This is a genomic window from Aeromonas aquatilis, assembly GCF_054052405.1.
In genome coordinates, this window is record NZ_JBSTYP010000003.1 from 97,385 (window position 1) to 115,053 (window position 17,669).

The window sequence follows — 17,669 nt, forward strand, 5'->3', positions numbered from 1 at the left end:
GATGCGCATCAAGGGAGCAACTGACGGGTGATTTCCCTCTTACGGGGGCTTATTCCATCCCGCGACTGCCGATAGAATGGCCCGACATTCACTCTGGAAGCCGATCCGATGACCATCCAACAACTGATTGAAGCCAAACTGAGCGCCGCCCTCTCCCCCACCGTGCTGGAGGTGATCAACGAGAGCCACATGCACCGTGTGGAACCGGGATCTGAGAGCCACTTCAAGGTGGTGATCGTCAGCGAGCAATTTGCAGGGCAGCGGCTGCTGGCCCGTCATCGTCAGGTCAATGCGGTGCTGGCCGACGAGCTGGCCGGTGCCGTTCATGCACTGGCGCTGCATACCTACACCGAGAGCGAGTGGCAGGAAAAAGGCCACGCCCCGCGCACCCCGAGCTGCGTTGGCAAACCGTCGCTCTCCTGAGCCAGGCTGCGCCGCACCATTCCCATCGAGCATCCGCCAACAAAAATGAAACAAATTTTCCCCATTGCCCCCGAAAAGGCTACATCCAAGGGGGTATTTTTCAGCATCAAGGCTTTGAATTGATAGTTGAAACAACAGCAATTACCCCCATTGAGGTATCGAAATAAAAAAACCTTTAAAACCACGACTTACAAGGGGTTCTGGCATTATTCATTGCAGGTTAATTTTGTGATGGCACGGGGATTTTGCCCATTTGGCATGGCAGAAAATGCACCTTAAGTGGTAAACTCAAGCGCTTTTGAGTGAGCTTGCATGTTGAATAATTGTTGAGCCTGACCACCTGGCGCAACCACAACATCGACTCATTCAACCACCCGTCGTGATGTATTTCTCGGCGCTAACCAACCTCTCCCGTAACGGTAGTGCAAGTAAGTATGATTACAATCAAAAGAGGACTGGACATCCCCGTGCTGGGTGCGCCAGAGCAAGTAATCTACGATGGCCCCGCCATCACCCGTGTTGCGACACTGGGCGAGGAGTTTGTGGGGATGCGACCTACTATGTTCGTCAAAGTAGGTGATCGCGTCATCAAAGGTCAGGATCTTTTTGAAGACAAGAAGAATCCGGGCGTTAAATTCACAGCTCCTGCCACCGGTGTGGTTTCAGAGATCAACCGTGGTGCCAAACGCGTTCTCCAGTCAGTGGTCATCGACCTCGACGGTTCCGATGAACAGGTGACGTTTGAGCATTTTGCCTCTGCCGAGCTGGCCAAGCTCGAGCGCAGCAAGGTGCAAGAGATCCTGGTCGCATCAGGTCAGTGGACTGCGTTGCGTACCCGTCCGTTCAGCAAAGTCCCCGCGGTAGCGTCTGCCCCGCGCGCCATCTTTGTGACTGCAATGGACACCAACCCGCTGGCAGCCGATGCCGAGCTGATTATCAAGGAACAGCCGCAGGCCTTCCTCGATGGTCTGGCCGTATTGACCCGCCTGACCGACGGCGCCGTCTACGTCTGTAAAGGCGAAGGCAGTCTGCCCCACTCTCCGCTGGCTCAGGTCAAGGAAGAGATCTTCGTTGGTCCGCACCCTGCCGGTCTGCCGGGTACCCATATCCACTTCTTGGATCCGGTCAGCAGCACCAAGGTGCAGTGGCACATCAACTATCAGGATGTGATCGCATTCGGCAAGCTGTTCACCACCGGTCAGATCTTCACTGACAAGGTGATCGCGCTGGCTGGCCCGAACGTGCTCAAGCCGCGTCTGCTGCGTACCCGTCTGGGCGCCTGCATCAGCCAACTCACCAACAATGAGCTGCGTGCCGACGAAAACCGTATCATCTCCGGTTCTATCCTGAGTGGTGCCAAAGCCGAAGGGGTTCACGACTACCTGGGCCGCTACCACAATCAGGTTTGCGTGCTGGGTGAAGGTCGCGAGAAAGAGTTCCTGGGCTGGATCAACCCCAGCGCCAACAAGTTCTCTATCACCCGGACCACCCTCTCTCATCTGATGAAGGGCAAGCTGATCAACTTCACCACCACTACCAACGGTAGTGACCGTTCCATGGTGCCTATCGGCAACTATGAGCGGGTGATGCCACTCGACATCCTGCCGACCCTGCTGCTGCGGGACATGGTCTCCGGCGATACCGACGGTGCGCAAGCACTGGGCTGCCTGGAGCTGGATGAGGAAGATTTGGCGCTCTGTACCTTTGTCTGCCCCGGCAAGACAGAGTACGGCCCGATCTTGCGTGAGTGCCTGACCAAGATTGAACTGGAAGGTTAAGCGATGAGTTTCAAGCAACTTCTTGAAAATATGGAACACCACTTCGAACCGGGTGGAAAGTACGCCAAGTACTATGCCCTGTTCGAAGCGGCGTACACCCTGTTCTATACCCCGGGTAGCGTTACCCGCAACGCCTCCCACGTTCGTGATGCGCTCGATCTGAAGCGCATGATGATCATGGTGTGGCTGGCTGTGTTCCCGGCCATGTTCTGGGGCATGTACAACGTTGGTAACCAGGCGATTGCCGCCATTGCCCACATGGGCTCGGCTGCTGGTGCCAGCAGCTGGCAATATGCCCTGGCGACCATGCTGGGCGCCTCCCTCGATCCGGCTGTTGCCGGTATCGGCAGCAAGATGCTGATCGGCGCCACCCACTTCTTCCCGATCTACCTGACCGCGTTCCTGGTCGGTGGCTTCTGGGAAGTGCTGTTCGCCATGGTGCGCAAACATGAGATCAACGAAGGCTTCTTCGTGACCTCCATCCTGTTTGCCCTGATCGTGCCGCCCGAGCTGCCCCTGTGGCAAGCTGCGCTGGGTATCACCTTCGGTGTGGTGATGGCCAAAGAGGTGTTCGGTGGTACCGGCAAGAACTTCCTGAACCCGGCGCTCGCTGGTCGTGCGTTCCTGTTCTTCGCCTACCCGGGCCAGATCTCCGGTGACGCCGTGTGGGTTGCCGTTGACGGCTTCTCCGGCGCGACTGCCCTGAGCCAGTGGGCCCAAGGCGGCCAGATGTCGCTGATCAACGGTGCAACCGGTCAGGCTATCAGCTGGATGGACGCTTTCCTGGGTAACCTGCCGGGTTCCATCGGTGAAGTCTCTACCCTGATGATCCTGCTGGGTGCCGCCATGATCGTCTACATGCGTATCGCCTCCTGGCGCATCATCGCCGGCGTGATGATCGGTATGATCGCCACCTCCCTGCTGTTCAACGTCATCGGTTCCGATACCAACCCCATGTTCAACATGCCGTGGCACTGGCATCTGGTACTGGGTGGCTTCGCCTTCGGTATGGCCTTCATGGCGACCGACCCTGTCTCCGCCGCCTTTACCAACAAAGGCAAGTGGTGGTATGGCGCCCTGATCGGCGTAATGGTCGTGCTGGTTCGCGTGGTCAACCCTGCGTTCCCGGAAGGCATGATGCTGGCCATTCTGTTTGCGAACCTGTTTGCTCCCCTGTTTGACCACTTCGTCGCTCAGGCAAACATCAAGCGGAGGATTGCTCGTGGCGTTTAATAAAGATTCAACCCTCGGCACCGTCACCGTTGTCACCGGCCTCTGTCTGGCCTGTTCCATCGTGGTATCCGTTGCCGCTGTGGGCCTGCGTTCCACCCAGCAGGAAAACAAGGCGCTGGACAAGCAGAGCAACATTCTCGCCGTAGCCGGTGTGGATGTGAGCGAAGTGGCCAAGCGCGACCTGGCCAAACTGTATGGCGAGAAGATCGAAGCGCGTCTGGTGGATCTGGCGACCGGTGACTTTGTTGACGGCGATGCCGACAACTTCGACACCAAGCTGGCAGCCAAAGATCCGGCCCGCAGCATCCGTCTTGCCGCCGCTGACGACAAGGCCAGCCTGCGTCAGATCTCCAAGCAGATCCCGGTATTCTTCGCCAAGGATGCCGAAGGTAAGATCGACAGCATCATCCTGCCCATCTACGGTCAGGGTTTGTGGTCGACCATGTATGCCTTCGTCGCCGTCGCCGCTGATGGCCAGACCATCAAGGGCATCACCTACTATGACCACGGTGAAACCCCGGGTCTGGGTGGCGAGATCGAAAACCCGGCCTGGCAGGCTCTGTTCAAGGACAAGAAACTGTTCGACCAGAATGGCATGCCGGCGCTGCGCGTCATCAAGGGCCATGCTCCGGAAGGTTCCGAGCATGATATCGACGGCCTGTCCGGCGCTACCCTGACCGGTAACGGCGTACAGCACACCTTCGACTTCTGGATGGGTCCCAAGGGCTTCGGTCCTTTCCTGGCCAAGGTTCGTGCAGGAGAAATCAACAATGGCTGACAAGAGCGAAATGAAGAAGTTGCTGTTGACGCCTGTGCTGGGCAACAACCCCATCGCCTTGCAGGTGCTGGGTGTCTGTTCTGCACTGGCGGTTACCAGCCAGATGAAAACTGCGTTTGTAATGACCCTCGCGGTCATGGCGGTCACCGCCTTCTCAAACCTGTTCATCTCCCTGATCCGCAACCAGATCCCGAACAGCGTCCGGATCATCGTGCAGATGGCGATCATCGCCTCACTGGTTATCGTGGTTGACCAGGTGCTCAAGGCGTACGCCTATGACATCTCCAAGCAACTGTCGGTCTTCGTGGGTCTGATCATCACCAACTGTATCGTAATGGGCCGCGCTGAAGCGTACGCCATGAAGAGTGCCCCGCTGCCCTCCTTCCTGGATGGTATCGGCAATGGTCTGGGCTATGGCGCCATTCTGCTGAGCGTCGCGACCGTGCGTGAACTGCTGGGCTCCGGCACCTGGTTCGGCATCGAGCTGCTGCCGCTGGTGAATAACGGTGGCTGGTATGTGCCCAACGGCCTGCTGCTGCTGCCGCCGAGTGCATTCTTCATCATTGGTTTGATCATTTGGGGCGTGCGCACCAAGGATCCCAAGCAGGTGGAGGCGAAGGATTAAGGTATGGAACACTATCTGAGTCTGTTGATTAAATCGATCTTCATCGAAAACCTGGCACTCTCCTTCTTCCTGGGGATGTGTACCTTCTTGGCGGTGTCCAAGAAGGTAAAGACCTCCATGGGTCTGGGTATTGCCGTTATTGTGGTGCAGACCATCGCGGTTCCTGCCAACAACCTGATCTACAACTACGTGCTTAAAGATGGCGCTCTGGTATCCGGTCTGGATCTGAGCTTCCTGAGCTTCATCACCTTCATCGGTGTGATTGCAGCACTGGTACAGATCCTGGAGATGGCGCTGGACAAGTACTTCCCGGCACTCTACAACGCGCTGGGTATCTTCCTGCCGCTCATCACCGTGAACTGCGCCATCTTCGGTGGCGTCTCCTTCATGGTGCAGCGTGACTACAACTTCATGGAGTCTGTGGTCTACGGTGTGGGTTCAGGGGCAGGCTGGATGCTGGCGATCGTTGCGCTGGCTGGTATCCGCGAGAAGATGAAGTACTCCGATGTTCCACAAGGCCTGCGCGGTCTGGGCATCACCTTCATCACCGCCGGTCTGATGGCGCTGGGCTTCATGTCCTTCTCTGGTATCTCCCTGTAATCGGCTTTCCTGCAATCAGAAAGGAACGATAGATGGAAATTATTTTGGGTGTGGTCATGTTTACCGTGATCCTGCTGGCTCTGGTGGCAGTCATTCTGTTCGCCAAGTCCAAGCTGGTGACCGCGGGCGACGTGACAATCAGCATCAACGGTGACCCGGCCAAGGCTGTGACCAGCCCGGCCGGTGGCAAGCTGCTCGGCGTGCTGGCTGGCAGCGGTATCTTCGTCTCCTCCGCCTGTGGCGGCGGTGGCTCCTGCGGCCAGTGCAAGGTACGGGTGAAATCCGGTGGCGGCGACATTCTGCCGACCGAACTGGATCACATCAGCAAGGGCGAAGCCCGTCATGGCGAGCGTCTGGCCTGTCAGGTTACCGTTCGCTCCGACATGGATATCGAACTGCCGGAAGAGATCTTCGGGGTGAAGAAGTGGGAATGTACTGTTATCTCCAACGATAACAAGGCCACCTTCATCAAGGAGCTCAAGCTGCAGATCCCCGATGGCGAGAGCGTACCGTTCCGCGCCGGTGGTTATATCCAGATTGAAGCCCCGGCTCACCACGTGCACTACAAGAACTTCGATATTCCCGAGGAGTATCGCGGTGACTGGGATCGCTTCAAGATCTTTGAGCTGGAGTCCAAGGTCGATGAGCCAATCATCCGTGCCTACTCCATGGCCAACTATCCGGAAGAGTTCGGCATCATCATGCTGAACGTGCGTATCGCAACCCCGCCGCCGAGCAACTGGACTGCCCCTCCGGGACAGATGTCCTCCTACATCTTCAGCCTGAAGGCTGGCGACAAGGTGACTATCTCCGGTCCATTCGGTGAGTTCTTCGCCAAAGAGACCGATGCCGAAATGGTATTCATCGGTGGTGGTGCAGGTATGGCGCCGATGCGTTCCCATATCTTCGACCAGCTGCGTCGCCTGAACTCCAAGCGCAAGATGAGCTTCTGGTACGGTGCCCGTTCCAAGCGCGAAATGTTCTATGTCGAAGACTTTGACATGCTCGCCGCCGAGAACGAGAACTTCACCTGGAACGTCGCGCTGTCTGATCCGCAACCGGAAGACAACTGGGACGGCTACACCGGCTTCATCCACAACGTGCTCTACGAGAACTATCTCAAGAACCACGAAGCACCGGAAGATTGCGAGTTCTACATGTGTGGACCTCCGGTGATGAACGCTGCCGTCATCAACATGCTCAAAGACTTGGGCGTTGAAGACGAAAACATCCTGTTGGATGACTTCGGTGGTTAATCCATGCACAGTGTTGTAAAGACCTGGCTAGCCTTCGGGCTAGCCTTTTTCTTGACTGGGTGCGGTCAGGAGACGGTCCAATCCAAACCGGAGATCCACATCACCGGTAGCACCATGGGCACTTACTACTCCATCAAGGTGGCGGACAGCGCCATCAACGATCCGGCCAAGCTTCAAGCTGAGGTGGATGTCTTGCTGGAGCGGGTCAACGACCAGATGTCGACCTATCGCCCCGATTCCGAACTGTCGCGCTTCAACCAGAGCCGTGACAACAAACCGGTAGTGGTCTCCCGCGATACCGCACGGGTCGTCACAGAGGCCATTCACATTGGCCGTGAGAGCCAGGGGGCGCTGGACGTCACCGTTGGCCCCTTGGTCAATCTGTGGGGCTTTGGCCCGGACAAGAAGCCGACCAAGGTACCCTCCGACGAGCTAATCACCCAGACTCGCCAGAAGACCGGTCTGGGCAACCTGCACGTCATCACCTCGGTGGATGCCGATACCCTGCAAAAAGACATTCCGGATCTTTACGTCGATCTCTCTGCCATCGCCAAGGGCTTTGGTGTGGACAAGGTAGCCGAGTATCTGGAATCACTGGGTGCGCGTAACTATCTGGTGGAGATTGGCGGCGAGCTGCGGATCAATGGCGTCAACGGCAAGGGTCACCCCTGGCGCGTGGCCATCGAGAAGCCCACCGCAGGCACCGGCACGGTGCAAGAGGTGATCGTGCCCGGTGACAACGGGGTGGCCACCTCCGGCGATTACCGCAACTACTATGAACTGGATGGTCAGCGCTTCTCCCACACCATAGATCCGCGCAGCGGCAAACCGATCCAGCACCGTCTGGTATCGGTCACCGTGATCCACCCCTCCTGCATGACCGCAGACGGGCTGGCCACCGTGTTTATGGTGATGGGGACCGAGAAGAGCCTGGCCTATGCCAACGAGCGGGGTCTGGCGATCTTCGTGATCACCAAGACGGACAACGGCTTTGAAGAGGCTTACTCCGATGCCTTCAAGCCCTATCTGGTCAAGAAGTAAGAGGTAGAGATGCAGATTTTTCTGATCACCTTCGGGGTATTCATGCTGGTGATAGCCGCCATGGCTATCGGTTACATCTTCCAGAAGAAGACCATCTCCGGCTCCTGTGGCGGTCTGGGTAGCGTCGGCATCGAGAAAGAGTGCGATTGCCCGGAACCCTGCGACAACCGCAAGAAGAAGATGGCCAAGGAAGAGGCCCGCCGCAAGATGCTGGAAGAGAACCGCATCATCTGATGAGTCTGGTTTTTCGGTAAACAAAAGCGCGCTATCGGCGCGCTTTTTACTGGCCGTTATCTTGCGTTAACGGTCAGGGCTGACGTTCGATATAGAGGATCACTTCACCCAGATGGATACCGAACTTGCTGATCTCGGCACGATTGATCAGACGATCTTCGTCCAGCAGGTACATCCAGTCATCGAAGCTCACCCGCACCACCTCGCCATCCGGCAGCGCCAGATCAAGCTGATAACGCCAGTTGAGGGCAAACCCTTGGCTTTTACCCATCGCCTCCCCCACCACATCGGAAGCAGTACCGCGCCAGTGACCATCATCGCCCTTGCTCAGATACCAGGTACGGGTCTGCTGGCGGCCATCGTCAAAGTAGAACTGCTCGAACAACTCTCCCTTGCCATCCTTCCAACGACCCACCATCTCGACTCGAAAGCGACTGGTCACTTCGCCGCTGCGGTCGGTCACCAGGCCGTGAGCCACCAGTTTGCCGTTGAAGAAACGGGCGAGATCCCAGTTTGGCCCCTGCCCCCGATAGTCATCGAGAGTGGCACCACAGCCACTCAGCAGCAAAAAGGGGAGCAACAGCAACCAGCGGTATGCACGATAGAAGGACATCAGAGACTCCATGTTCAGGGTTGGCCACGCAGGCGGCGGGTCAGGGCAGGATCACGGCTGTTGTCAGCCAGCCAGATGGCGAGAAAAGCGGCCGAGAATTGTGGATCGGCCAGAGTCCCGAGGGACTTCTCCTGCCACCAGAAGTGGCCTGCCCCGCCCTTGTCGACATAGAAGGTGAGCTGGTCGCCCGCCTGTACATCGGGCCAGAGTGCTGCGAGCCGGCCGAGCCAGCGCTGACGCTCGGCGTCGGAGCCAAGACCGAGTCGCTGCCACTCGGCGGCAGTGGCGCTCAGCAGATCTTCCCGCTCGATGGATCTGGCATAGGTGAGGGTCAGGGCCTGCGGATAGTGCCCGGGCTGATAGCGCCCGCTCGCACTGTAGAGGGTGGCATCGTAGAGCTTGAACCAGAGCCAGTTCATCTCCCCCTGCCCGACCGGGCGTAGCTGCTGCCAGGGGGCGGCAGAAGCCTGCACTGCGGTTGTAGCCAAGAGTGTAAACGCCAGCAGTAGCGGGTTAATTCCACCCCATATGCCAGTGGTTGGGGTCTTCCAGTTCATGCCAGTCCATCTCCTGTTCCTGCAGGGTGTTGATATCCTGCATCACCACCTGCACCAGCTGCCCCTGCGCATCCCGCTGGCAGGCAACCACCAGATAGAAGCGATCAGTGAGCTCATGCTGGCTCTCTTTGGTCCATTTGGAAAAAAGCAACGAGTCGGTCGAAAAGGTGTTTGTCATGACTCCCCCTCCAGCTTGACCATTACCCACAGGAGTACGGGTAACCACCACATCCAGATCACTGCCAGCAGCGCCGAACTGATCCAAATGCCCCAGGGTAAGTGTACTGCCCCCATGGCAGCCCCCGCCACATAGGAGGAAGCACCGCCAAATACGCCAAACAGCGCCTGCTGCCAGCGAGGCAAGCGCAACAGCCAGCGCATACCGTGAGCTAGCGTCAGGGCAAAACCGAGCCAGAGCAGCACCAGCCAGAGGGGACAACCGGACGGGAATCGGAACAGGCCGAGCTGCCAGAGCAGGGCATCCAGCAGACAGCCGACGACCGCGATGGGGAGCAGCCGCCAGTCACGCTGGCGGCTGGGTGAGAAGATAAAGTGCAGCAGCAAGATTGCCAGCAGCGGGCCGGGCTGCTGCCACTTCACCGCCAGCAACCAGTAGAGGTTGAACCCCAGCAGGTGAGCCCACTGCCACATGGTCAGTGACCGCTTACTGGCACATCACCCGACCAGCCAGCGGGCCCCGGCTTGGCGGCCTCCAGCTGTACCAGACTGATGCTGCGCTCCCAGAATCCCCCCTCGCAATAGGCAAAGTAGAAGTGCCACAACCGGATGAAATCCTGGCTGTAACCGAGCTTGGGCAGCTCGGGCGCCAACGCCAGAAAACGCTCGCACCAGTGAGCCAGGGTGCGGGCATAGTGATGGCCGTGATCGTGCAACCGTACCAGCTGCATATCGGTCTCCCGCGCCAGCAACCCCGCCATCTGGGAGACGCTGGGCAGGCAGCCGCCGGGGAAGATGTAGCGCTGGATGAAATCGACCCCGCGTAGATACTGGGCGTGGCGCTGATCGGCGATGGTGATGGCCTGGATGAGCAGGCGGCCACCGGGCTTGAGCAGCCGCGACAACTGGCGGAAATAGTCGGGCAGGAAGGCGTGGCCTACCGCTTCGATCATCTCGATGGAGACCAGCTTGTCATAGGTGCCCTCCAGCTTGCGGTAATCCTCCAGCAGCAAGGTGATGCGATCCCCCAGCCCCTCCCGCGCAATCCACTCTTTTGCGTAGTCATGCTGGGCCCGGGAGATAGTCGTGGTGGTCACCCGGCAGCCATAGTGGCGGGCGGCATAGACAGCAAGGCCGCCCCAGCCGGTGCCGATCTCCAGCAGATGATCGTCAGGCCCTAACTCGAGCCGCTCGCAGATGGTGCGCAACTTGGCCTGTTGCCCCTCTTCGAGAGTGGCGTCGGCGCTCGGATAGATGGCGCTCGAGTACTGCATATGGCTGTCGAGAAAACCTTGATAGAGGGTATTGCCGAGATCGTAGTGGGCGGCGATGTTGGAGCGCGAACCGGTCAAGGTATTGCGGTTGAGCCAGTGGCGCATCTTGTTGAACGGGAAACTGAGCCAGCCGAGGCGCCGCTCGAGGGAGTCAAGCAGGGTCAGGTTGCGGGCCAGCAGCCGCACCAGCGCCACCGGATCCGGGCTGGTCCAGAGTCCCTCCACCCAGGTTTCTCCGGCGGCAATGCTGCCCCCCAGCAACAGGCGACGATAGAAGGCCGGATCCTGCACCACCAGTTCGGCATGCAGATCGGTGCCAGCGACGCCAAAGCTGTGGCGCTCACCGCCATCCCGCAGCAGCAGCTGGCCATGTTCGAGGCGACCCAGCAGATTGAGCAGCAGTTGTCTTGCCCCCTTGTCGATGAAAGAGGCAGAGAGGGTTGATTGAGCAAGTTCCATTAGCGGCTCTCCGGGTGGGTAAATATCGGGGTTCGTTTGATAAATAGACGCAGTGCCTGCCAGTAGATCCCGAGCAGCACCTTCATGGTCATCCATGGCCAGCGGGCCAGCAGGGCCACCAGCCCCTTGCGCGACAAGGGTTCGCGAGTGAGCGCCAGGGTTGCGTCAAACAGCTTGGCTTCACCGGATACGGGATGACTCTCGATATGGATCAGAGTCTCCTGCGCGGGCGGCCTGATCCGCCAGTGATAACGCATCGCCAGCCCCATAAAGGGGGAGACGTGAAAATCCTTGTCATGGGGCGCCAGCGCCGCCAGATCCAGCAGGTAGTAGTGACGCTCGTTCCAAGGGGTGTTCGACACCTCTGCCAGCAGATAGCGCGCCTCGCCCTGCCGGTAGCAGAAGTAGAAGTTGACCGGGCTGAAGTAGAATCCCAGACAGCGCACATTGCCGAGCAGCAGCACCCGCCCCTCGGGGTCGGCATCGCCACCCAGCTCGCTCACCTTCTGCCACACCGCCTGCTTGAGGCTTCCCTCACTCCCCTTGAGATAGTCATGGCGGTGAAACGAGAGCAACCCCGCTCGCTCCACCCCGAACCAGCGCCCCTGCTCGAGCTGCGGCAGCTCGTCGAGATCCAGCCCCAGCATAAAGAGGCTGTAGGAGAAGGCGTGAGCCCGCGGCGCAAAACGGCGGTGGCGTACCGAGCCCAGCCAGATGGCGCTGGTGACGCCAGCCAGTTCGTCTGTACGCTCATGTTCGGTGGCCACGGTGGCGCCGTTCATAGCTCGGCTCCGAAGCGCCTGGCGACATCCAGCGCGCTGCGTACCCCATCCTCGTGGAAGCCGTTGTACCAGTAGGCGCCACAGAAGTGGGTGTGCTGCTGGCCGCAGATCTCCGCGCGCCGCTGCTGGGCGGCGATGGAGGCCTGATTGAACACCGGATGGTGGTAGACGAAGCGGCGCAGCACCTTGCTCTCATCCACCTTGCCCTTGGGGTTGAGGCTGACGCAGAAGGGCTCCGGCGAGTTCACCCCCTGCAGGATATTCATGTTGTAGCTCACCAGCGGCCGCGCCTCGTCGTTGCCATCTAGCTGATAGTTCCAGCTGGCCCATGCCTTGCGGCGGGTGGGCAGGCAGCGAGCATCGGTATGGAGCCAGACATCGTTGGCCTGATAGGGCATGTCGCCGAGAATAGCCTGCTCCCGCTCGCCGGGATCCGCCAGCAGCGCCAACGCCTGATCGCTGTGGCAGGCGAAGATCACCTCGTCAAACCGCTCCTCGCCGTAACTGCTCTGAATCACCACGCCATCCGCGTCCCGCCGTACGCTCTGCACCGGACAGGCGAGGCGGATCTGCGACTGCCAACCCGCGGTAAGGGGGCCGATATATTCCCGCGAGCCACCCGGGATCACATACCACTGGGGGCGATTGGCCACATCCAGCAGGCCGTGGTTGGCAAAAAAGCGCAGGAAGAAGCCAAGGGGGAAGGCGCGCATATCGGCCAGGGTCGATGACCAGATCGCCGCTCCCATCGGCAAGATGTAGTGGCGGGCGAAGTAGTCGCTAAACTCCCCCGCCAGCAAAAAATCCCCCAGAGTCAGCTCGGGACCAGCCCCCTGATGTTGCCCATCCGCCAGCCAGGCCCGTGCCTCACGGTTGAACCGCAAAATCTCGGCGACAAAACCGTAGAAACGGGGACTCAGCAGATTGCTGCGCTGGGCAAACAGGGTGTCGAGGTTGTGGCCGTTGTACTCCAGCCCCTCCGGGCTCTTCACCGAGAAGCTCATCTCGGCCGGTTGCCGCGCCATGCCGATCCGTGCCAGCAACTTCAAGAAGTTGGGGTAGGTGCGATCGTTGAAGACGATAAAACCGGTGTCGATGGCATAGCTGCGGCCAGCCAGATCCACATCGACAGTGGCTGTATGCCCCCCCAAAGTCGGCGCCGCCTCGAACAGGGTGATGTCATGGAGTTTGTGGAGCAGAAAACCGGCGGTGAGCCCCGAGATCCCTGAACCGACGATGGCGATCTTTTTCTTCATGAATGGCTTCCTTTCGATACGAGTGCGCGGCCAAGGCGCAGCCAGAGCCCCACCGGCAGCGCACCAAGCAGGCGCAGCAACCAGATGAAACGGCGGGGAAAGTGGATCTGGTGACGACCAGCGGTCAGCCCGTCCATGATGGCGCGGGAGGCCTCTTCCACCGTCACCAGACAGGGCATGGGAAAATCATTTTTGGCAGTGAGCGGCGTCTGGACAAAACCGGGGCGGATCAGGGTCACCCCGATCCCTTTGCTGGCCAAATCGAGGCGCAAGGTATCCGCCAGATAGTCGAGGGCCGCCTTGGAGGCGCCATAGGCCTCTGCTCGCGGCAGCGGCAGCCAACTCACCGACGAGCTGACGATGGCCAGCCGTGACCCGGCCCCGAGCAACGGCAAGAAGGCGGCCAACGCATGGCCGGTGGCGGTCAGATTGGTCTCAATCACCCGGGCAAACAGCTCGCTGTCAAACCCCTCGCCGACATCCATGTACTCGCAGTTGCCTGCGTTGAGGATCAGCAGGTCGAGGGATGGCAACGTGGCAGCCACCCCACTCATTGCGGCCAGATCCCGGGCATCGAACTGCAGCGGCGTGACGCCATCCAGCCCCAGCGCCTGCAGCCGTTCACCATCGCGACCACAGCCCCACACCTGCCAGCCTGCCCGCCGGTAATCCAGCGCCAACTGGCGACCGATGCCGGAGGTCGCCCCGGTGATAAGCACCCGGCCGCTCATGCGCCAAGCCTCATCTTGATGGTGCGCACCACGGGCCCGAGCAGCGGCAACTGCTCGTAGAGCATTGCGCCCAGGTCAAAATAGTCCCGGTGCTGGCACACCTTGCCCGCCTCGTCGAATTCGAGGCGGGTGGCCCCCTCCACAGTCACCGGCTCACCACCACGCAATCTGGGATGAGAGAAGGTCATGGTCCAGCCGAGCCAGGCCTGCTGCCCTTGCTGCTGCTGACTGGTGATGACGAAACGGCAGTAGGCGAGGCGCTGATAGAGGACGGCAAAATAGTCGCCAAGGGCCGCCAGCCCCTCGATACGGTGGGCCGGATCGGTAAAGACCACCTGTTCGGCATAGACCTCGGGCAAGCGGTACAACTGCTGTTTGTCCAGTTGCTGATAGAGGCCAATAAAGCGGGCCAGTGGCTCGTTCATCCTATTTCTCCAGAGAGCGAAACATCTCGATGGCTCTCACCCGGGCTACGGCGTGATCCACCATGGGTGCCGGATAATCCTGTCGCCCCTTGAGTCGCAGCCAGTCGTGGGGCTGATGCACATAAGCGGCGGGAATATCGGCCAGTTCAGTTACCCAGGTACGGATAAACTCCCCTTGTGGATCAAATCGTTGCCCCTGAGTGGTGGGGTTGAAGACCCGAAAGTAGGGGGCTGCATCGGCGCCGGTACCCGCTGCCCACTGCCAGCCGCCGTTGTTGGCCGCCAGATCCCCGTCGATCAGTCTACTCATGAAGTAATCCTCCCCGAGCCGCCAGTGGATATGGAGATCCTTGGTGAGAAAGCTCGCCACTATCATCCGTAGCCGGTTGTGCATCCAGCCGGTGGTGTTGAGACAGCGCATCGCCGCATCGACGATGGGGTAGCCAGTGCGCCCCTCACACCAGGCGGCGAAGGCATCCGGATCCCAGCTCCACGGCAAGGCCGCCGTCTCGGGCTTGAAGGGACGATTCATGGAGAGGGTCGGGATCAGTACCAGCAGGTGGCGATAGAACTCGCGCCAGATGAGCTCATTGAGCCAGACAAAGCCGGGCTGGGCCTTGGACTGGGGCCGATAGCCGAGCCGCTGCTGGAGCGCCGAAACACACTGACGCGGACTGACGATGCCCGCCGCCAGATAGGGGGAAAGCACGGACGTGCCTGCAATGGCAGGAAAATCCCGGGTCTCCCCATAGTCGAGCACCGCCTGCTCCAGAAAAATGTTCAAACGACGCAGAGCTTCTGCCTCCCCCACTGGCCAGCGGGGATCCGCCGTCAGTTCGCCAAGGGCGGCATCGACGAAGTCCCGCTCGACCAGCGGCTGCCACGGCAAGGGCTCGCCACGGGACGCAGGAGCGCGATGAATGACAAACCCCTCTTCATCGAGGGCCTTGAGCCAAGCACGGCTGAAGGGGGTGAACACCTTGAACATATCCCCCGAGCCGGTCAGCACCCGCCCCGGCGGCAATACGCAACAGCCGTTGAGCCAGTGACAGCTCACTGCCTGCTCTGCCAGTGCGGCGCTGACGGCGTGATCGCGGCGCTGCTCATCGATCTCGATAGCCTGATTGGCGTAGAGCTGGGTCACCCCCAGCTCGCGGCAGAGGTCTGCCAAAGCAGCGGGCGCCTCGGCAAAGGTCTCCACTCGCCGCAGATGGAGCGGGATGCCGAGGGCCGCCAGCTCGCGGCCCAATTCATCGACCTGCGCCAACATAAAGCGCTGACGGATGGGGGCCATTTTGTGCTGCCGCCATTGGGTGGGGGAGATGATAAAGAGCGCGGCGACCGGTTCGTCACCGGCGCAGGCATGGCGTAGCGCGGGGTTGTCGGCAAGGCGTAGATCGTAGCGAAACCAGACCAGTTTCATGATTTTTTCCTCCCGCGTCCGCTGGTGCCAGCAGCATCTGGGGCATCCGCCATCAGCTCGGCAAGGCTCGCCTGCCAGCTGTGGGCTTTAAGCCACTCATCGTCGTAGAGGCGCCCCAGCTCACCAAACAGGCGCGTGCCGGCGGGCCAGCCGGCAGCCAGATCCTGCTTGCCAAGCCCAGCCCCCAGCAGCACCAGCCAAGGGGTAACGGCACGTCCTTCCAGCAAGCTGGCATGGCGGGGCTCCACCGCCCCCAGCAGTTGCACCTCATAACCCTGACCGATCAACTCGTAGGCGGCCCAGACCAGATCGAGGGGGCCGACTTGCCCCCAGCTCGCCAGCGTGATCGGCACGCCCTTCTCCTGCTCGATCAGGTGGCGGGCGAAGCGGGTATGGAGCCAGCCCAGCCACACCTGTTGCAGTAGCTCGCCATCGGGCCGCTCGCGCCACAGCCCCAGCAGCCGCTCCACCAGCGGTTGTAGTATCCGGCTGCGCACCAGCTCGAACGGGTAGCTCGCCAGCAAATCGTTGAGCTCAGCCTCCGCCTTGCGCTGGTTGAAGGCGAGTAACGCCTGACTGAACTGCTCCAGGGTCTGCTGCCAGTGATCGCTCACCGGCTCGGAATGGGGTTCGCTCAAGAGCCCCTTCACCTGCCCGATACTCACTCCCCGCTCCAGCCAGCTCAGGATCTCGCCGATCTGGCGGATATCCTGCTCGCTATAGAGGCGGTGGCCCTTTTCGGTGCGGGCCGGTTGCACCAGACCATAGCGGCGCTGCCAGGCTCGCAGGGTCACGGCGTTGACGCCGGTGAGGCGGGAGACCTCGCGAATGGGGTAGATCCCCTCATCAGCGAGATGAGCAACTTCTTGCGATAAATCAGACATACAACGTCCATCAAAAAGAGGGGTGAAGCGCCCCGGCGCAAGCCATGCACCGGGGCAACAGAGCGGATCCAGAGCCCGTAACGCAATTTGAGCGTGTCGGGGTGAAGGTCGAGATAGACCTGCTAGACCCTACAAAACAGCATTCTCAGAGCCCATAACGCAATTTGAGCGTATCGGGGTGTGGATTGAGATAAACCTGCTCGGCGAGATAAGGATTGGGGTACTCGCGCAGGTAGTGGCGGATCAGGGTGAGCGGCACCAGCAAGGGGAAGATGCCGGTGCGGTACTTGTCGATGGTATCGGCCAGCTCCTGCTTCTGGGCCGGGGTCAGCACCCGCTTGAAGTAGCCCTGCAGGTGCATCAGCACATTGGTGTGACTGCGGCGGTTTGCTCGCAGGGTCAGCGCCGTCATCAATCCCTTGATGTAGTTGTCGGCCACCTCCTGCAAATTGGTGGACTTGCCCAGATTGCCGAGCAGCTTGCCAAGCGCCCGGTAGTGGGTGGTGGCGTGGGAGAGCACCAGATACTTGTAGCGGGAGTGGAAGCGGATCAGCGCAGAGGCGGTAATGCCGCGGGCGCAGAGCTGCTGCCAGTCGTGGTAAGCGAAGACCCGCAGCACGAAGTTCTCCCGCAGGATGGGGTCGCACAGGCGGCCATCTTCCTCTACTGGCAGCAGGGGGTTGGCCTCCATCAACGCCTTGGCAAAGAGGCCAATCCCCTCCTTGGCGCTCCCCTCGTTGTTGGCGCCATAGACCTTGACCCGCTCCATACCACAGCTGGGGGATTTGGCACAGAGGATATAGCCGGAGATAAAGTCGAGCTGGCGCGCTTTCTGCTCGCTAAAGGCAATCAGCTTCTCGGTGACGTCGAAGCTGCCGTTGCTCGCCTCGGCGCGGATCTCGCCGTGACGCTTGACCAACCGGATGGCGGCACGGGGCGCCCCGAGGCCAATGGCCATTTCGGGACAGACGGGGTGATAGTCAAAGTGAGCGCCAAGATCCCGTTCGCAGAAGCTGGAGCGCTTGTGGCCCCCATCGAAACGTACCTCTTGTCCCAGCAGGCAGGCACTGATACCGACTTTAATCTTGTACATGATGACGCTCCTTGTATAAGCATTGAT

21 protein-coding genes are annotated in these 17,669 nt (G+C 60.1%); 9 read left to right on the top strand and 12 right to left on the bottom strand.

Annotated elements, in window-relative coordinates; all coding sequences use genetic code 11:
• Positions 1 to 108 precede the first annotated feature (108 nt).
• From ACW5W8_RS02070 to nqrM, 9 genes are all read left to right on the top strand, one after another.
• Positions 109 to 423 carry a BolA family protein gene (locus ACW5W8_RS02070; RefSeq protein ID WP_335874049.1) on the top strand — a complete coding sequence of 105 codons (315 nt, stop codon included), beginning with the start codon at positions 109 to 111 and terminating at the stop codon, positions 421 to 423.
• A 434-nt stretch (positions 424 to 857) separates the two neighbouring features.
• Positions 858 to 2,201, top strand: a complete 1,344-nt coding sequence (locus ACW5W8_RS02075) for a Na(+)-translocating NADH-quinone reductase subunit A (RefSeq protein ID WP_005349684.1) — start codon at positions 858 to 860, stop codon at positions 2,199 to 2,201.
• A gap of 3 nt (positions 2,202 to 2,204) precedes the next feature.
• Complete coding sequence (locus ACW5W8_RS02080; protein WP_498626173.1) at positions 2,205 to 3,434, top strand: NADH:ubiquinone reductase (Na(+)-transporting) subunit B; 1,230 nt, start codon at positions 2,205 to 2,207, stop codon at positions 3,432 to 3,434.
• On the top strand, positions 3,424 to 4,212 hold the full coding sequence (locus ACW5W8_RS02085) for a Na(+)-translocating NADH-quinone reductase subunit C (RefSeq protein ID WP_498626174.1): 789 nt from the start codon (positions 3,424 to 3,426) through the stop codon (positions 4,210 to 4,212). The genes ACW5W8_RS02080 and ACW5W8_RS02085 overlap by 11 nt, the downstream gene beginning before the upstream one ends.
• The gene (locus ACW5W8_RS02090; protein ID WP_005338644.1) at positions 4,205 to 4,837 is read left to right on the top strand and encodes an NADH:ubiquinone reductase (Na(+)-transporting) subunit D; all 633 of its coding nucleotides are present in this window, start codon (positions 4,205 to 4,207) and stop codon (positions 4,835 to 4,837) included. Before ACW5W8_RS02085 ends, ACW5W8_RS02090 begins: the two co-directional genes overlap by 8 nt.
• A gap of 3 nt (positions 4,838 to 4,840) precedes the next feature.
• Positions 4,841 to 5,437, top strand: a complete 597-nt coding sequence (gene nqrE, locus ACW5W8_RS02095) for an NADH:ubiquinone reductase (Na(+)-transporting) subunit E (RefSeq protein ID WP_431361087.1) — start codon at positions 4,841 to 4,843, stop codon at positions 5,435 to 5,437.
• A 32-nt stretch (positions 5,438 to 5,469) separates the two neighbouring features.
• On the top strand, positions 5,470 to 6,693 hold the full coding sequence (gene nqrF / locus ACW5W8_RS02100) for an NADH:ubiquinone reductase (Na(+)-transporting) subunit F (protein ID WP_498626175.1): 1,224 nt from the start codon (positions 5,470 to 5,472) through the stop codon (positions 6,691 to 6,693).
• Positions 6,694 to 6,696: 3 nt separating this feature from the next.
• Positions 6,697 to 7,734 carry an FAD:protein FMN transferase gene (locus ACW5W8_RS02105; protein ID WP_107682463.1) on the top strand — a complete coding sequence of 346 codons (1,038 nt, stop codon included), beginning with the start codon at positions 6,697 to 6,699 and terminating at the stop codon, positions 7,732 to 7,734.
• Positions 7,735 to 7,743: 9 nt separating this feature from the next.
• Positions 7,744 to 7,968, top strand: a complete 225-nt coding sequence (nqrM, locus tag ACW5W8_RS02110; protein WP_005338668.1) for a (Na+)-NQR maturation NqrM — start codon at positions 7,744 to 7,746, stop codon at positions 7,966 to 7,968.
• Positions 7,969 to 8,041: 73 nt separating this feature from the next.
• On the opposite strand, the gene ACW5W8_RS02115 is transcribed toward nqrM, so the two are convergent.
• From ACW5W8_RS02115 to ACW5W8_RS02170, 12 genes are all read right to left on the bottom strand, one after another.
• Positions 8,042 to 8,581 (bottom strand): DUF3833 domain-containing protein, encoded by a 540-nt coding sequence (locus ACW5W8_RS02115; protein ID WP_193859518.1) that lies wholly within the window; start codon positions 8,579 to 8,581, stop codon positions 8,042 to 8,044.
• A gap of 14 nt (positions 8,582 to 8,595) precedes the next feature.
• Positions 8,596 to 9,138 carry a chalcone isomerase family protein gene (locus ACW5W8_RS02120; protein ID WP_498626176.1) on the bottom strand — a complete coding sequence of 181 codons (543 nt, stop codon included), beginning with the start codon at positions 9,136 to 9,138 and terminating at the stop codon, positions 8,596 to 8,598.
• Positions 9,095 to 9,316 (bottom strand): TIGR02450 family Trp-rich protein, encoded by a 222-nt coding sequence (locus ACW5W8_RS02125; RefSeq protein ID WP_005338671.1) that lies wholly within the window; start codon positions 9,314 to 9,316, stop codon positions 9,095 to 9,097. The genes ACW5W8_RS02120 and ACW5W8_RS02125 overlap by 44 nt, the downstream gene beginning before the upstream one ends.
• Entirely contained in the window at positions 9,313 to 9,789 is a 477-nt protein-coding gene (locus ACW5W8_RS02130; RefSeq protein ID WP_498626177.1) for a DUF2878 domain-containing protein, read from the bottom strand. The genes ACW5W8_RS02125 and ACW5W8_RS02130 overlap by 4 nt, the downstream gene beginning before the upstream one ends.
• Positions 9,790 to 9,791: 2 nt before the next feature.
• Positions 9,792 to 11,048 (bottom strand): class I SAM-dependent methyltransferase, encoded by a 1,257-nt coding sequence (locus ACW5W8_RS02135; RefSeq protein WP_498626178.1) that lies wholly within the window; start codon positions 11,046 to 11,048, stop codon positions 9,792 to 9,794.
• Positions 11,048 to 11,830 carry a DUF1365 domain-containing protein gene (locus tag ACW5W8_RS02140; protein WP_498626179.1) on the bottom strand — a complete coding sequence of 261 codons (783 nt, stop codon included), beginning with the start codon at positions 11,828 to 11,830 and terminating at the stop codon, positions 11,048 to 11,050. Before ACW5W8_RS02140 ends, ACW5W8_RS02135 begins: the two co-directional genes overlap by 1 nt.
• Positions 11,827 to 13,086, bottom strand: a complete 1,260-nt coding sequence (locus ACW5W8_RS02145) for an NAD(P)/FAD-dependent oxidoreductase (RefSeq protein WP_498626180.1) — start codon at positions 13,084 to 13,086, stop codon at positions 11,827 to 11,829. The genes ACW5W8_RS02140 and ACW5W8_RS02145 overlap by 4 nt, the downstream gene beginning before the upstream one ends.
• Positions 13,083 to 13,817 (bottom strand): SDR family NAD(P)-dependent oxidoreductase, encoded by a 735-nt coding sequence (locus tag ACW5W8_RS02150; protein ID WP_335843426.1) that lies wholly within the window; start codon positions 13,815 to 13,817, stop codon positions 13,083 to 13,085. Before ACW5W8_RS02150 ends, ACW5W8_RS02145 begins: the two co-directional genes overlap by 4 nt.
• Positions 13,814 to 14,242: a nuclear transport factor 2 family protein gene (locus ACW5W8_RS02155; protein ID WP_498626181.1), complete on the bottom strand. Its 429-nt coding sequence runs from the start codon at positions 14,240 to 14,242 to the stop codon at positions 13,814 to 13,816. The genes ACW5W8_RS02150 and ACW5W8_RS02155 overlap by 4 nt, the downstream gene beginning before the upstream one ends.
• 1 nt (position 14,243) lies before the next feature.
• Complete coding sequence (gene phrB, locus ACW5W8_RS02160; protein ID WP_498626182.1) at positions 14,244 to 15,665, bottom strand: deoxyribodipyrimidine photo-lyase; 1,422 nt, start codon at positions 15,663 to 15,665, stop codon at positions 14,244 to 14,246.
• Positions 15,662 to 16,549, bottom strand: coding sequence for a MerR family transcriptional regulator (locus tag ACW5W8_RS02165; protein ID WP_498626184.1), 888 nt, complete (start codon positions 16,547 to 16,549; stop codon positions 15,662 to 15,664). The genes phrB and ACW5W8_RS02165 overlap by 4 nt, the downstream gene beginning before the upstream one ends.
• 145 nt (positions 16,550 to 16,694) lie before the next feature.
• Positions 16,695 to 17,642: a YbgA family protein gene (locus ACW5W8_RS02170; protein WP_139463029.1), complete on the bottom strand. Its 948-nt coding sequence runs from the start codon at positions 17,640 to 17,642 to the stop codon at positions 16,695 to 16,697.
• Positions 17,643 to 17,669 lie beyond the last annotated feature (27 nt).

Bases quoted from the DNA above. Each gene is read 5' to 3' on its own strand.
- ACW5W8_RS02070 (WP_335874049.1), top strand. From the start codon at position 109: ATGACCATCCAACAACTGATTGAAGCCAAACTGAGCGCCGCCCTCTCC.
- ACW5W8_RS02075 (WP_005349684.1), top strand. From the start codon at position 858: ATGATTACAATCAAAAGAGGACTGGACATCCCCGTGCTGGGTGCGCCA.
- ACW5W8_RS02080 (WP_498626173.1), top strand. From the start codon at position 2,205: ATGAGTTTCAAGCAACTTCTTGAAAATATGGAACACCACTTCGAACCG.
- ACW5W8_RS02090 (WP_005338644.1), top strand. From the start codon at position 4,205: ATGGCTGACAAGAGCGAAATGAAGAAGTTGCTGTTGACGCCTGTGCTG.
- nqrE (WP_431361087.1), top strand. From the start codon at position 4,841: ATGGAACACTATCTGAGTCTGTTGATTAAATCGATCTTCATCGAAAAC.
- nqrF (WP_498626175.1), top strand. From the start codon at position 5,470: ATGGAAATTATTTTGGGTGTGGTCATGTTTACCGTGATCCTGCTGGCT.
- ACW5W8_RS02105 (WP_107682463.1), top strand. From the start codon at position 6,697: ATGCACAGTGTTGTAAAGACCTGGCTAGCCTTCGGGCTAGCCTTTTTC.
- nqrM (WP_005338668.1), top strand. From the start codon at position 7,744: ATGCAGATTTTTCTGATCACCTTCGGGGTATTCATGCTGGTGATAGCC.
- ACW5W8_RS02115 (WP_193859518.1), bottom strand. From the start codon at position 8,581: ATGTCCTTCTATCGTGCATACCGCTGGTTGCTGTTGCTCCCCTTTTTG.
- ACW5W8_RS02120 (WP_498626176.1), bottom strand. From the start codon at position 9,138: ATGAACTGGAAGACCCCAACCACTGGCATATGGGGTGGAATTAACCCG.
- ACW5W8_RS02125 (WP_005338671.1), bottom strand. From the start codon at position 9,316: ATGACAAACACCTTTTCGACCGACTCGTTGCTTTTTTCCAAATGGACC.
- ACW5W8_RS02130 (WP_498626177.1), bottom strand. From the start codon at position 9,789: ATGTGGCAGTGGGCTCACCTGCTGGGGTTCAACCTCTACTGGTTGCTG.
- ACW5W8_RS02135 (WP_498626178.1), bottom strand. From the start codon at position 11,048: ATGGAACTTGCTCAATCAACCCTCTCTGCCTCTTTCATCGACAAGGGG.
- ACW5W8_RS02140 (WP_498626179.1), bottom strand. From the start codon at position 11,830: ATGAACGGCGCCACCGTGGCCACCGAACATGAGCGTACAGACGAACTG.
- ACW5W8_RS02145 (WP_498626180.1), bottom strand. From the start codon at position 13,086: ATGAAGAAAAAGATCGCCATCGTCGGTTCAGGGATCTCGGGGCTCACC.
- ACW5W8_RS02150 (WP_335843426.1), bottom strand. From the start codon at position 13,817: ATGAGCGGCCGGGTGCTTATCACCGGGGCGACCTCCGGCATCGGTCGC.
- ACW5W8_RS02155 (WP_498626181.1), bottom strand. From the start codon at position 14,242: ATGAACGAGCCACTGGCCCGCTTTATTGGCCTCTATCAGCAACTGGAC.
- phrB (WP_498626182.1), bottom strand. From the start codon at position 15,665: ATGAAACTGGTCTGGTTTCGCTACGATCTACGCCTTGCCGACAACCCC.
- ACW5W8_RS02165 (WP_498626184.1), bottom strand. From the start codon at position 16,549: ATGTCTGATTTATCGCAAGAAGTTGCTCATCTCGCTGATGAGGGGATC.
- ACW5W8_RS02170 (WP_139463029.1), bottom strand. From the start codon at position 17,642: ATGTACAAGATTAAAGTCGGTATCAGTGCCTGCCTGCTGGGACAAGAG.